The sequence below is a fragment of the Caballeronia zhejiangensis genome, assembly GCF_022879815.1.
In the GTDB taxonomy this organism is placed as follows: Bacteria; Pseudomonadota; Gammaproteobacteria; order Burkholderiales; family Burkholderiaceae; genus Caballeronia; species Caballeronia zhejiangensis.
Genome location: NZ_CP084286.1, coordinates 473,808 through 487,349 on the forward strand (window position 1 = coordinate 473,808; position 13,542 = coordinate 487,349).

Here is a 13,542-nt window from a genome sequence, read left to right on the forward strand (position 1 = left end):
CCGGGAAAACGCTAATCGCCACGTCAAAACACTCTGCATATAGTTTGTCTATTGAAGTCAGCGCGCGGGCTTCGTCGTCCCAATTACTAGTTCAAAACGCCGCGCTCTCGAATCGCCCTCTCGCACTGTTCGCACGGTCATCCGCAACGCTTCGTTCTTTCATCGATGAAAGCCGCGTGTGTATGACGTGCCGTGAAACCCAGTATCTGACAGCGATCGACGATGAGTCGACCCATCGACCAACGAAGAAGAGACCGGAGGAACACATGGCGCAGAATCGGGATGACGACGCAAACGACAGCAAGCTCATCAGCGCGGGCCGGCGCGGCATCATGCAGGGCGCGGGACTCGGCGCGGCGCTGTCGCTCCTGGGCGGCGTGACCGGTGGCGGCGGTTTGATCTCGTCCGCGCAGGCGGCCGAAGCGGCGTTTCCGCAGCACAAGAAATGGAAGATCGTGTTCGTCAATCATGTGACGACGAACCCGTTCTTCGTGCCGACGCAATACGGCATTCAGGATGCGTGCTCCATGTTCGGCATGGACTATCAGTGGACCGGCTCGGCCACGTCCGACGCGGGCGAAATGGTGCGCGCGGTGAATTCTGCGATCGCTGCGAAAGCCGATGCGATCGCCGTGCCGATCGTCGATCCGAACGCATTCGACAAGCCCATTCAGGCCGCGCTCGACGCCGGCATTCCCGTATTCGCTTACAACGCCGATGCGCCGCGCGGCAAGACGAATCCGCGGCTCGCTTACATCGGACAGGATCTGTATCTGTCGGGTTATCAGATGGGCGAGCGAATCGCCAGCATGATCGACAGCGGCATGGTCGCGCTTTTCATCGCGACGCCGGGACAGTTGAACATTCAGCCGCGTCTCGACGGCGCGAGCGATGCGATCAAGAAATCCGGCAAGAAGATCGACATTCAGACCGTTGCGACGGGCGCGACCGTCAACGAAGAACTGTCGAAGATCAAGTCGTTCTATCTCGGGCATCAGGACCTGAAAGGCATGTTCGCAGTCGATGCCGGCAGCACGCAAGGCGTCGCGCAAGTGATGAAGGAATCGAACCTGCCTTCGAAGGGCGTGCATGGCGGCGGCTTCGATCTGTTGCCGCAGACGATCCAGCTCATCCACGAAGGCTTCCTCGATTTCACCATCGACCAGCAGCCGTATGTGCAGGGCTTCTACACGGTGATGGAAGCGTTCGTGTTCCTCGCGTCGGGCGGGCTCGTCGGGCCGGCGAACATCAATACCGGTCTCAAGTTCGTGACGAAGGATACGGTCGAGCCGTATCTCAACACGTCGACGCGTTATGAAGGCAAGACCACCAAGCCGCAAATCGTGCCGATGAAAGGGGCCATCAAGTCCTGATGAACACAGTGAACGAACCCCGTAAAGCAACGACGCCCGCGCGGATCGCCAGTCCGCGCGGTGCGTGGGCGTCGCATTGGGCGCCGGAGTTGCGCATCCTCCTCGTGGCCGTGCTGCTCGCGGCTTACTTCCAGTTCATCAACCACGACTTCCTGTTCAGCAACGCGAGCCTCGTCAACCTTTCGCAGTATGTCGCGCCGGTCGCGATCATCGCGTTCGGCGAGATCATGCTGATGATCGGCGGCGACATCGATCTGTCGGCGGGCATGGTCTTCGCATTCGCGCCGTTCATGATGGTGTTCGCGAACGAAGCGGGCGCGCCGATGTGGCTCGCGGTGATCGCGGGGCTCATCGCCGCGGCGATCATCGGCTTCGTGAACGGCGCGGTGACGGTCTTTCTGCGCCTGCCTTCGTTCGTGACGACGCTCGGCACGCTCTTTCTCATCAACGGCATCACGCTGACCGTCTCGCGGGGCACGCCCGCCGCGACGCCGGGCTCGCCGGAATTCGCCGCCGTGATGGGCGCGTGGGGCTATAGCGAGATCATCTGGACCGTTGCGATTGCGTTCGTCATGCATGTGCTGTTGCGGCATACGCGCTGGGGTCTGCACACGCAGGCGGCGGGCGCGAATCCGCTCGGCGCGAGCGAAGCGGGCATTCATGTGAACCGGCTGCGGCTCGGCAATTTCGTGCTCGCGGCGGTGCTCGCCGGATTCACGGGCATTCTCGAAAGCTTTCGCATCACGTCGATCGATCCGCAAGCGGGCGGCAATCAGATCATGTTCCTCGCCGTGGCCGCTGCCGTGATCGGCGGGACGCCCTTGACGGGCGGCTCGGGCACGATTGTCGGCGGACTGCTCGGCGCGGCGGTGCTCGGCATTCTGAGCGATGGCTTCACGCTCATCGGCATCAACGCGTTCACGTTCAACATCATTCTCGGCGCCGCGATTCTCGCCGCGATGATCTTCAATATCCACATCGGCCGCATTCGCCGCAAGGGAGCACGGTGATGGCAGACCCGCAAGCAGCAGCCGCCACCGATCTCGCGCTGCGCGGCGACAAGCTCGTCAAACGCTTCGGCGCGGTGACGGCGCTCGACGGCGTGTCGCTTACGCTCGGCCGTGGCGAGATTCTCGGCATTCTCGGCGACAACGGCGCGGGCAAGTCGACGCTCGTGAAGATTCTCACGGGCTTTCATCAGCAGACGAGCGGCACGCTGCATGTGCACGGCGAGGAAACGCTGCTGAAGTCCGTCGATCATGCGCGCGCGCTCGGCATCGAATGCGTGTATCAGGACCTTGCGCTCGCGAATTCGCTGTCGATTTATCACAACATGTTCCTCAATCGCGAGATCGTGCGGCGCGGTCCGTTCAGGCTCGTCGACCACAAGCAGATGCGCGAGCGCGCGGCGCAATGTCTCGAGGATATCGGCGTACATGTGCCTTCGGTCGATCTGCCGGTCGAGCGTCTGTCGGGCGGTCAGCGTCAGGCGATCGCGGTCGCGCGCGCGGTGCATTCGAACGCGAAAATCCTGTTGCTCGACGAGCCGCTCGCCGCGATGGGCGCGCGCGAGGCCGCGCTCATCATCGATCTCGTGATGCGTTTGAAGGAAAAGGGCGGCCTCTCGATCATCATGATCATGCACAACTATGCGCAGACGCTGGACATCGCGGATCGCATCATGTTGATGCAGCGCGGCCGCGTGACTTACGAGCAGCGCAGCGCGAACACATCGGTCGCGGAACTGATGGATATCGTGAGACGGGAATATCGGGCGATGCGCGCGACGACCGCTCAATAGCCGTTTCGAGCTGCGCGTCATGGATTACCGCAACCCCAAGCAACGCAAGAGCATGCACGGACGCATCGTGCAGGAGCTCGGCATGCAGATCGTAAGCGGGCGCATTGCGCCGGGCGAGCGTCTGCCCGCCGAGCCCACGCTCTGCGAAAGCTACGGCGTGAGCCGTCCCGTGCTGCGCGAAGCGACGCGCGTGCTCGTCGCGAAGGGGCTCGTCGTATCGAAGCCGCGCGTGGGCAGCGTCGTGCGCGCGCGCGACGAATGGCACATGCTCGACCCGGACGTGCTCGTCTGGACCATCAGCCATCTTCCCGAAGGCGAGTTCTTCCGCTCGCTGATGACAGTCCGCCAGATCATCGAACCGGCCGCTGCCGCGCTCGCGGCCATCTCCGCGACGGATGACGACATCGCGCGCATCGGCGCTGCGTATGAGCGCATGGAAGGTGCGCAGACCGCCGCCGATCTGCTCGTTCCGGACCTCGAGTTTCATCGCTCGATCATGGCGGCCACGCACAACGACATGCTCGCGTATATCGGCAACATGCTGTCGCTCGCGCTCAGCGAGTCGATCAAGCTCACGAGCCGCCACCCGAATACGCACGCGCTGTCACTACCGCGTCACAAGGCGATCTTCACCGCGATCGCGAACCGCGATGCGCTCGCGGCGCGTCAGGCGAGCGTCGTGCAGCTCGACAACGCACGCGCCGACGCCACGTCCATCCTCGGCGGCGCGGCGCTCGAACCGGACCGTCCCCTCTCCGGGTAAGTTTTCCCGATCTTTCGCGTCGTAACGTTTGCATCGGACGAAATTCGTTCAAGTCCCGTTCATCCCTGCCGTAAACCCTATTGAGACCGGCTTCGACGCGGTCTCCTCTTCGCCCCACGTGTCCGGCAGCGCCCTCTTCCGGACGGCTCACCGGGGTTAATCGACAAGCATTCCACCGTTCCTGCGTCCGACGCGGGACGAAGGTCCGTTACCGGTCCGTCCGCGTTCGTCCGGACGACTCGCGCAACGTACGCCTACTTCGTGGAGATGGATGTCAGCCACTTAGTAATCCGTATTGAAATGACGAACTTCGCTCCGGCCTTCCGCTTCATCCGATTCAAGTCTATTGCGCTCGTTGCAGCGGTGAGCGTGTTGGTCGCCGCATGCGGCGGCGGCGGTGGCGGCAGCAGCGACAACGCATCATCGAGTAGCGCCGCGCAGAGCGGCAGCGCGTCGGCTTCTTCCGCGAGCGTGACGGGATCGGATACATCGCCATCGGGCACGGGGACGACCAAGCTCACGACGAGCCCGCCCGCCACCGCGAGCGACACCTCCGACGACACCGCGTCGAGCGGCACATCTTCGCCCACGGCCAGCGCGCCCGCTCCCGCGTCGAGCACGGATAGCACGAGCACCGATAACTCGAGCACCGGCAACACAGGCACCACGACGCCGACGCCGACGCCGTCCGCGCGACTCTTCTACGGCGTGAACGGTCACAACAATGAAGGCGGCGCCTACGATATCTCCAGCCCCGCGCTGCAGCTTTCGCAATTGCAGGATCTCGGCGCGAAGCTGTATCGCAACGAGGTCTATAGCCAGGGCACCGCGAACAAGCTCGCGGGCATCGCCGACATCATGGCGGCAGGCGGCGTCACCGTGTATCCGGTGATCCTGATGGACATCGCCACGTTCATCAACGAAACCGACGGCTACAACGCCGGTTTCGCGCTCGGCCAACAGACGGCGAGTTCGCGCCGCTATGCGTACTACGAGGTCACGAACGAGATGGAATCGGCGCTGCTGCTCGGCAATGTCGATGGCGTGCTTCCGTCGCAATACGATGCCGCCAAGTTCAGGATCCTGCGCGGCGTCATTCGCGGGATGATCGCGGGCATCAAGTCGGTCGATACGTCGGGGAAGATCATTCTGGGCGGCGGCACCTGGCTGCACTACGGCTTCGCGCAAATGCTCGCGGCCGGCACGGAGCCGGATGGCAGCACGGGGCATGAGGTCGTGAATTGGGACATCACCGCGTGGCACTGGTACTCGGACATGAACGACATCACCAACGCGTGCGGCGGCACGGGCTGTCACAACGTGCTCGCGGCGCTTCAGGCGCTCGGCAAGCCGATCTGGATCAACGAGGCCGGCGTGCGCCCGAACTTCGGCACCGATCAGCAGATCGCGGCATATCTCGTCGGCAACAAGATGTTGGCGCAGTTCGTCGCGCTCGCATCGACCTACGGCATCGAATCGGTTCAGACGTACCAACTCTACGACGATCCGGCGGGTCTTCCGGGCGGCGGCGCATACGGCTTGCTCGAGAACGACGGCCACACGCAGAAGGACGCCTATACCGCGTACAAGAATTTCGTCGCGGCGCATCCTATGTGATGCTTTCGCCTTCGATCAGCACGCGGCCATTGTCGATGCGGATGGGTATGTGCCTGAGGCTCGCGCCAAGGCATGGACCATCGACGCACACGCCGTCTTCGAAGCGAAACATCGCGCTGTGATGCGCGCACATCAGCAGCGCGCCTTCATAGGTCCAGAACGCGTCGGGCTCGTAGTTGAGCGGTATCGAGAAATGCGGGCAAACGTTGCGATACGCCCACGCATCGCCGCCGCGTCGCAGAACGAGAACCGATGGCGCGGCTTCGAAGCCGCCGCCATCGGGAATGTCGTCGAGCGCGCAAAGAACGTTCACGCGGGCTCCTTCACGAGCAGCGTGAAATCGCGCGCCACCTCGTAACCGCCCTCCTTCGCCACATACTCGATGACGAGCGAGCGCTTCACGCCGAACACTGCATCGGAGTTCACATACGGATCGTCGGACGAGTAGAGCGCGGTTGTCAGCGGCTCGTAGCCGGGTGCGTCGATACGAAAATGGATGTGCGCGGGACGCATCGGATGACGTCCCGTAGCGACGAGCATCTGGCCGACGGGACCATCGGTCGGAATCGGATAGCTCGTCGGCTTAATCGAATGGAACGCGTACGCGCCGTCGGCATTCGTGCGAAAGCGCCCGCGCAGATTGCCTTCCGGCTGATCCGGGTCTTGCCCTTCGTACATGCCGTTCGGCGCGGTTTGCCAGACTTCGATCAGCGCATCGGCGACGGGCTTGCCGTTCACGTCGCCGACCGTGCCATGAAAGAACACCGGCTCGCCATCGCTTTGCGCGATGTTCGCGCCGAACGCCGATTCCTTCACGCCATCGCGATAGAACGGGCCGAGCAGACTGCTCTCGGTCGCGGCTTCATCGTGATGCTGATTGATGTCGTCGAGCACGATGGAAAGCCCCAGCGTATCCGACAGCAGAATGAACTCCTGCCGGATGCCGTCGCACTTCTTGCCCGTCGCCGTGAGGAACTCGATGCCGCGTCGCCATTCGTCGTGCGTGAGGTTCACTTCGCGCGCGAACGCATGCAGATGACGCACCAGCGCGACGACGATCTCCTTCGTGCGCGCATCGGCGCATTGGCCGAAGGCGTCAGTGACGGATTGCGTGAGGTGTTCGTTCATGGTCGTCGTCCTTCGTAGGCCGCGTCGATCAGCGCACGCAGCGGCGCGCGTTCGACCGGACGCGGATTCCAGTACGGGCTTTTCAACGCGATATCGACGGCGATGTCGATATCGCTCTCCTTCATGCCGATGTCCTTGAGCGCGGTCGGCGCGCCGTTCGTTCGTGCGAGTTCGAATGTGCCTTGCGCGGCATCGTCGGCGTTCAATGCGCGAGCGATGCGCTTCATGGCGCCGGGCGCGGCATCGCGGTTATAGGCGAGCGCGTGCGGCAGCACGATGGTATGCGTTTCCGCGTGCGGCAGATTGAACGTACCGCCGAGCGTATGACACAGCTTGTGATGCAACGACATGCCTACGCTTCCGAGCACCGCGCCGCACAGCCACGCGCCGTAGAGACAATCGCTGCGCGCATTCATATCTTCAGGATTCCGGGCGACCTTGCCGATGCCTTGCGCGAGCGCGCGAATGCCTTCTTCGGCCATCAGGCTCACGATGGGATTCGCGTCCTGCGCGTACAGTCCTTCGGCAGCGTGCGCGATCGCGTTGATGCCGCTCGTCACTGAAAGCGACGCAGGCAGCGAGACCGTGAGTTGCGGATCGTAGATCACGGTTTTCGGCAGCACGCGCATGTCGCGGCCGGTCTTCTTCAAGCCGGCTTCGGTGAGGCCGTAGATCGGCGTCATTTCCGAGCCTGCGTAAGTGGTCGGCACGGCGAGTATCGGCAATGACGATGTCAACGCGATCGCCTTGCCGAGACCGGTCGTCGAGCCGCCACCGATGGCGATCGCGCAATCCGCGCCGATGCGCTCCGCATACTCCCGCGCCGCGCGCGCCGTTTCGACGGGAACGTGCATCACCGCTTCGGCGAACACGCCCGCCGCGCGATGTCCGATGCGTTCGGCGAGCGCTTCGGCCTGATCGCGTTGCGGCGGCGTCGAGAGAATGAGCGCGCGCCTTGCGCCCAGACGTTCGATCTCGCGTTCGACGTGTTCGATGCTTCCCGCACCGAACACGACGCGCGACGGCATGCCCTGATAAACGAACGATTGCATGATTTCGGGTGCGCTCAACGTGGATAGTAAGGCGGAATATTGGCGTCGACATTCACCCACACCGACTTTGCCTGAGTATATTCGCGCATCACTTCGAAGCCCATCTCGCGTCCGTATCCGCTCGCGCCGACGCCGCCGAAAGGCGATCCCGGATTCACGCGCTTGTAGCAGTTGATCCACACCATGCCGCTCTTCAGTTGCCGCGCGAAGAGATGCGCGCGTTGCAGATCGCGCGTCCAGAGTCCCGCGCCCAGGCCGTATTCGGTGCCGTTGGCAATCGCCAGGCCTTCTTCATCCGATTTGAACGTGCTGACGGTGACGAACGGGCCGAACACTTCCTCCTGCGCGACGCGATCGGTCGGCTTCGCCTGCACGATGGTCGGTTCGACATAGCAGCCTTTCGCGAGCCCCGCGGCGTCCGGCGACTTGCCGCCCGCGAGCACGCGACCGCCCTGCTCCCGCGCGACATCGACATACGAAAGCACGCGATCGCGATGCATCTGCGATGTGAGCGGACCCATTTCCGTAGACGGATCGAGCGGATCGCCGATGCGGATCGAGCGCGCGAGCGACGTGAAGCGTTCGAGCAAGTCATCGGCGATGGATTCGTGCACGATCAGCCGCGACGCCGCAATGCACGCCTGCCCTTGATTATGAAAGATGCCGAACGCGGAACCTTGCACGACAGCGTCGAGATTCGCGTCGCCGAACACGACGTTCGCCCCTTTGCCGCCGAGTTCGAGCTGCACTTTCTTCAGATTGCCGCTCGATGCCTGCACGATCTTGCGGCCCACCGCCGTCGATCCGGTGAACGCCACCTTGCCGATCTCGGGGTGCTCCGCGATGTATTGACCCGCGACGTGACCGAAACCCGGCAGCACGTTCACGACGCCCGCCGGAAAGCCGACCTCGGCCATCAACTGCGCGATCGCGAGGCTCGACAAGGGCGTGAGTTCGGCGGGCTTCATCACGACGCAATTGCCCGCCGCGAGCGCGGGCGCCATCTTCCAGCTCGTGAACATCAGCGGAAAATTCCACGGCACCACTTGTCCGACAATGCCGACCGGTTCGCGCGTCAGATAGTTGAGAAAGCCGGCTTCGACAGGAATCACCGAGCCTTCGAACTTGTCGGCCATGCCGCCGAAATAACGAAACGTCGCGGCCGTGCGCGGCACGTCGAGATTGCGCGTATCGCGAATCGGATGGCCGGTGTCCATCGATTCGAGGCGCGCGAGTTCATCGGCGTTCGCTTCGATCGCGTCGGCGAGTTTCAGGAGCAGGCGTCCGCGATCCGCCGCCGCCATTGCGCTCCACGCCGGGAATGCCTTTTTTGCGGCTTGAACCGCGCGATCGACATCCTCGCGGCCGGCCATCGAGACTTGCGCGATCTCGCTGTTGTCGTGCGGATTCAGTGTCGCGAGCGTTTCGCCGGACAGGGCGGCCACGAAGCGGCCGTCGATGAAGAGTTGCGTTTGCATGTCTTGCTCGTGTCGAAGATTGAAGACGAAGCGTTCCCCGCGACGCCTTTTTCAAGGCATCGTTCTTGTCGAAGGGAAACCGTAGGCGGCTTAGAACGCGACCGGATACGGCGGCAGTTCGCCGCTTTCGTAGCGCCTCGGCAGATCGGGCGTCGCGTTCTCCCAGACGAGAAGCATCGAGCGTTTCTGCGAATAACCCTTGTGGCGGATGTCGGCGGGCATCGCGGCGATATCGCCGGCGTTCATCGTGATGCGCGCGCGCGGCTCGCCGGTGTCCTTGTCGGCCACATCCCAGATGATCTGATCCGACAGTTGCAGGAACCACTCGACGCGATCGTTGCCGTGAAAAACCGGCAGCACGAATTCCTCGGTCGTCGGGCAAAAGAGGCTTTGCTTGCACACGGACGTGACCGATGGATTCCACGTCACGTCCGAACGCGACAGATACTTGAAGAGGCTGAACGCGTGCAATTGCCCTTCGAATTCAGGCTCCGCGTGAATCTCCGGCTCGTCTTGCGATACATCCGCGAACTGGCGATTCACCGGGAAGTCGTCGCGCAACGGCGAATCGCCTTCGAGGCCCGGCATGCGCTTCGTCGCGATGCGCGTGCGGTCGATCGCCGCGATGTTGTCGCCGTGCTTGGCGCCGAATGCCGAGCCGGTTTCCTCGGGAGCCGCGAACGGATCGAAGCCTTCGTTCACCCAGTCCTTCAGGATTGCCTTGAACGTCGCCATGATGATCGGCGTTTCGAATTGCTGCGTGTAATCGACGCCCGCTTCGCGGAAGCTCGCGTTGTACGCGCCGGCATACATGTCGACCTTGCCGTAGTGATTGCGCGTGCCGATCACTTCATCGAAATTGACCCAGCCGTAGAAGAAACCCCACGCGACGTCGCGCATCATCGCGCGCAGGAAGTCGTCGGCGTGCATCTGATGCGAGCGCGTCTGTCCTTCTGCCGGCCACTTCACGGTGACGAAATACGCGTCGCGGCTGAACTCGAACTCGCCGAGCTTGAACGTGCGATAGCCGGTGGACGCATCGGGGTCGGTGGCGACGACGCTTTGCAGAAAAATGGCTTGATCCATGATGTTTTTGCTCCGAAAGATGAGAGTTCGCGGCGGCGTTACTGGATGCAGATGTCGGCCCATTTCTCGACCGATTCCGCGCCGGCAATCGTCTGCACGAGCAGCACGCCGGTCTTTCTCGCTTCGAAGCGATACGCCGCGCCCGCAGGCAGCAGCGCCTGATGTCCGCGACGCAAGCGCACGAAGCCCATCTTCTGGCCTGAGGGCTCGCCTTCGAGTTTCACCGAGCCTTCGATATCGGCGCTTACGAGCGCGCCATCTGAAGGCTTGATGAAGTGCACGTCGATCTCGCCATCGAGCGCGACGACGAATTCATCGTGCGATGCCGTGAACCACGCCGACACGCCTTCCGCGCGCAGCGTTTCGATCACGTACTTGAGGTTCTTGCCGACGACCACTTTTTCGTACGGCGCGGATTGGCTCGCCACGTCGAACACGTTGGACATCACGTAATGCGATGCCTGTCCCTTGATGATTTCGATATTGCCTTTGCGATAGTTATCGAGGCTGCCGAGTCGGGTCTGTTGCATGTCTGTCTCCATGTCCGCGGTCACGTTCGCGGTGTCGCGCTGGAATCAAGATTAGGGCGGCGAGCGCTGCGAGGCAATGAATCGAGGTTCGCGTTTGCCGAACGATGCGTGCTCGATCGCAGCCCTAGGGAAAGTACTTACTTTTGCGCGTTTTTATCCGCGAGCCACGGATAGCGCTGCGTGTCCGCGCTTTCGTAATCCGGGTCGAGATAGATGAAGCAGCGCTGGATCTTGAAGTCGCGGATCTCGAAGACATCGATCCAGCGGCCCGCGTGCGTGACGCCCGCGCGCCAGTCGACGCCGCTTTGCGTCGTGCCGTAACACGTGCCTTCGATGACCACCGTATCGCCCTGCTGGATCACGTTCAGATACGCGAGGTCGTGCTTGAACTTCGCGACGATCGAGCCGAGGTCCGCGAAGAGTTGTTCAAAGGCCGCGCGGCCTGTCGCGATGCCCCATTTGGGGAAATAGACTTCGGCGTGATCGTCGAAGAGATCGAAGAATGCTGCGCCGCGATCGAGCCTGCGCAGATATTCGAGCGCGATGGTCTTGCGCTGTTCGTCGCTCATGGTGATGGGGTTCATGCTTTAGTCTCCTGATGTCGGATTCAATGCAGCGTGCGCAGATACGCGATGATTTTTTGCCGCCGTGCTTCGTCGCCTTCAAAATAGGTCATCGCGTTGCCGGGCGCGACGGCTTGCGTGTCGGTGAGCCACGCGTCGAGCAGCTTGTCGTCCCAGACCTTGCCCGACGCAGACGCCTTCATGCCCGCCGAATACTTGAAGCCGGGCTCCGATGCCATCGGCTTGCCGACGATGCCGAAGAGATTCGGCCCTTGTCCGTTGGGTTCGCCCTTGCCGAAGGTGTGGCACACGGCGCAGTTGTTCGTCGTGAGTTTCTTGCCGATCGCGACGCTGTCCTGCTGCGCATGTGCCGCAGAACTGGCGAGCGCGAATATCGCAATTAAGTTAGCCATCCGAATCATGATTGACCTCCATTGGCTGATTGCGCCGCGCGATACGCGAACGCGATGATCGGTCCGAGCGTGCCGCCGCCCGCCCAGTAAGCACGCGCGGACGCCGACGCCACGCAATTGCCCACGCCGTACAAACCCTTGATCGGCTCGCCGCGCGTATCGAGCACTTGCCCATGCGAATTGGTCTTCGGACCGCCTTTGGTATCGAGATTGCCTGCGACGATGAGCGCCGCGTAATACGGTCCTTTGGCCGAGAGCGGATACATCGTCTCGTTCTTCTGATCGGCTTTCTTCGATACGGGTCCGTTGAAAAGCTTCTCGACGATGCGCTCGCCGCGATGGAAGTCCTGATCCACGCCCGTCTTCGCGAAGCCGTTGAAACGCTTGATCGTCGCGTCGAGACTGCGCACGAAGTCGTCGCTCAACGTGGCGCTACCGAGCGCGCTCTGGTACTTCGCCATGCGTTCGCGAATCGCGCCCGCCAGTTCCGCAAGCGTGTTGCCGCGCAGTACGTGCCGGTCGTTCGATCCCTTGGGAACGATGAGGCTGCCGTAGTCATCGCTTGCGCAATGCTCCTGCGCCTGCTGATCCCAGATGGAAACGAGCGTGAGATTCGGATACTCGCCCTTCGCGCCGTCCCATTCGGAGAACGCCGCACAGACCTCGTTGTATGCGAGCTTCTCGTTCACGACGCGCTTGCCGTACTTGTTCACGTAGAGCATCGAATCGCCCGTCGGCGTGAAGATGCCGGACAGCGAGCCATCCTTCGCGATGGCCTTGTCGAGCGAGATCGGCGCCATCCACGAGTAGTTCATGTTGCGCAACTGCACGTCGAGCGCGCTGGAAATCCGCACGAAATCGCCTTCGTTGGTTGGCGCTGCACAACCACCATACACCGCGCCGTGCAGGAAGTTCTTGCGCAACTCGGGATCGTGCGTGAAGCCGCCGGTCGCGAAGATCACCGCCTTCTTTGCGCGCACGCGAAAGAGCGTGCCCTCTTCCGTCAGCGATTCGACGCCGATCACCGCGCCCGTTTCATCGACGAGCACTTTCTGCACGCGATAACCCGTCTTGATGTCGATGCCGTCTCGGCGTGCTGCCGCGCTCATCGTGCGGATCGCGACGCGGCCGCCGTCCGACATGCTCGGCAAGCCGTCTTTAGGAAACAGCACGCGGCCGCGCGGCGCCTTGTCTTCGGGCAACTCGGCCCAGTAATCCGGCACCGCGCCTTCATGCCGATACGGCAGCGCGCCCTTGCTCGCGAGCAACTCCGCCGCCGGCGATGCGCTGTCGTAGATCGCCTCGCACATCTCGTACTCCCAGTCGGACAGACCGAGCTTCGGCAACGACGGATCGTATTGCTCGGGCCGCGACAGACGCGCGACATAGCGCATGTAATCAGGCTTCGGATCGGCGATGCCCGCGCGGCGCATCGGCTCGTTGTTCGGCACCCAGTACCAGAACGCGGCCTTCGCGGCCGTGCCGCCGACGCTGCCTGCCTTCTCGAGAATCACGACGCGGTTTCCCAGCCAGCGCGAGAACAGCGCGCACGGCAATCCGCCGCCACCGCCGCCGCACACGACCACGTCATACTCCGCGTCGAACTTGACATCGCTCGCCGCGCGCGCCGTGAGCGATACCGCGCCGAACGCGGCCGCCGCCGTTCCTGCGCCAGCGGCCTTGATGAAGCTGCGTCGCGATGCGGCAGAAAGCTTGTTCGTCTCACTCATGTTTGTCT

The 13,542-nt window shown here is 62.7% G+C and carries 15 protein-coding genes; 5 read left to right on the forward strand and 10 right to left on the reverse strand.

Annotation, left to right across the window (positions count from 1 at the left end; all coding sequences use genetic code 11):
• Window positions 1-266 precede the first annotated feature (266 nt).
• From LDZ23_RS28340 to LDZ23_RS28355, 4 genes are read left to right on the forward strand one after another with little or no spacing between them, the layout of a single operon-like run.
• Window positions 267-1,373, forward strand: coding sequence for a sugar ABC transporter substrate-binding protein (locus LDZ23_RS28340; RefSeq protein ID WP_008346098.1), 1,107 nt, complete (start codon window positions 267-269; stop codon window positions 1,371-1,373).
• On the forward strand, window positions 1,373-2,383 hold the full coding sequence (locus LDZ23_RS28345; protein ID WP_008346099.1) for an ABC transporter permease: 1,011 nt from the start codon (window positions 1,373-1,375) through the stop codon (window positions 2,381-2,383). The genes LDZ23_RS28340 and LDZ23_RS28345 overlap by 1 nt, the downstream gene beginning before the upstream one ends.
• Window positions 2,383-3,174 (forward strand): ATP-binding cassette domain-containing protein, encoded by a 792-nt coding sequence (locus tag LDZ23_RS28350; RefSeq protein WP_008346100.1) that lies wholly within the window; start codon window positions 2,383-2,385, stop codon window positions 3,172-3,174. Before LDZ23_RS28345 ends, LDZ23_RS28350 begins: the two co-directional genes overlap by 1 nt.
• Window positions 3,175-3,193: 19 nt before the next feature.
• Window positions 3,194-3,937 (forward strand): FadR/GntR family transcriptional regulator, encoded by a 744-nt coding sequence (locus LDZ23_RS28355; RefSeq protein WP_008346102.1) that lies wholly within the window; start codon window positions 3,194-3,196, stop codon window positions 3,935-3,937.
• 254 nt (window positions 3,938-4,191) lie between these two features.
• Here LDZ23_RS28355 and LDZ23_RS34945 read toward each other — a convergent pair whose 3' ends face one another.
• Window positions 4,192-4,605, reverse strand: a complete 414-nt coding sequence (locus LDZ23_RS34945; protein WP_008346103.1) for a hypothetical protein — start codon at window positions 4,603-4,605, stop codon at window positions 4,192-4,194.
• Window positions 4,606-4,645: 40 nt separating this feature from the next.
• On the opposite strand from LDZ23_RS34945, the gene LDZ23_RS28360 reads away from it, so the two are divergent.
• Window positions 4,646-5,554, forward strand: a complete 909-nt coding sequence (locus LDZ23_RS28360; RefSeq protein WP_008346106.1) for a hypothetical protein — start codon at window positions 4,646-4,648, stop codon at window positions 5,552-5,554.
• Here LDZ23_RS28360 and LDZ23_RS28365 read toward each other — a convergent pair.
• The 9 genes from LDZ23_RS28365 to LDZ23_RS28405 all read right to left on the reverse strand — a co-directional run bounded on the left by LDZ23_RS28365 (window position 5,547) and on the right by LDZ23_RS28405 (window position 13,534).
• Window positions 5,547-5,867, reverse strand: a complete 321-nt coding sequence (locus LDZ23_RS28365) for a Rieske (2Fe-2S) protein (RefSeq protein WP_008346109.1) — start codon at window positions 5,865-5,867, stop codon at window positions 5,547-5,549. The genes LDZ23_RS28360 and LDZ23_RS28365 overlap by 8 nt on opposite strands.
• A complete protein-coding gene (locus tag LDZ23_RS28370; protein ID WP_008346110.1) occupies window positions 5,864-6,682 on the reverse strand; it encodes an intradiol ring-cleavage dioxygenase in 819 nt (272 codons plus the stop codon). The genes LDZ23_RS28365 and LDZ23_RS28370 overlap by 4 nt, the downstream gene beginning before the upstream one ends.
• On the reverse strand, window positions 6,679-7,734 hold the full coding sequence (locus tag LDZ23_RS28375) for a maleylacetate reductase (protein WP_244808277.1): 1,056 nt from the start codon (window positions 7,732-7,734) through the stop codon (window positions 6,679-6,681). Before LDZ23_RS28375 ends, LDZ23_RS28370 begins: the two co-directional genes overlap by 4 nt.
• A 14-nt stretch (window positions 7,735-7,748) precedes the next feature.
• Window positions 7,749-9,212 carry an aldehyde dehydrogenase family protein gene (locus tag LDZ23_RS28380; RefSeq protein WP_034470095.1) on the reverse strand — a complete coding sequence of 488 codons (1,464 nt, stop codon included), beginning with the start codon at window positions 9,210-9,212 and terminating at the stop codon, window positions 7,749-7,751.
• 90 nt (window positions 9,213-9,302) lie between these two features.
• Entirely contained in the window at window positions 9,303-10,298 is a 996-nt protein-coding gene (locus tag LDZ23_RS28385) for a hypothetical protein (RefSeq protein ID WP_033536888.1), read from the reverse strand.
• A gap of 38 nt (window positions 10,299-10,336) precedes the next feature.
• Complete coding sequence (locus tag LDZ23_RS28390) at window positions 10,337-10,828, reverse strand: cupin domain-containing protein (protein ID WP_033536925.1); 492 nt, start codon at window positions 10,826-10,828, stop codon at window positions 10,337-10,339.
• 137 nt (window positions 10,829-10,965) lie between these two features.
• Window positions 10,966-11,412 (reverse strand): nuclear transport factor 2 family protein, encoded by a 447-nt coding sequence (locus tag LDZ23_RS28395; RefSeq protein ID WP_244808278.1) that lies wholly within the window; start codon window positions 11,410-11,412, stop codon window positions 10,966-10,968.
• A gap of 23 nt (window positions 11,413-11,435) precedes the next feature.
• A complete protein-coding gene (locus LDZ23_RS28400) occupies window positions 11,436-11,804 on the reverse strand; it encodes a c-type cytochrome (RefSeq protein ID WP_244808279.1) in 369 nt (122 codons plus the stop codon).
• Between the two features lie 5 nt (window positions 11,805-11,809).
• A complete protein-coding gene (locus LDZ23_RS28405; protein WP_008346126.1) occupies window positions 11,810-13,534 on the reverse strand; it encodes an FAD-dependent oxidoreductase in 1,725 nt (574 codons plus the stop codon).
• Window positions 13,535-13,542: the final 8 nt, after the last annotated feature.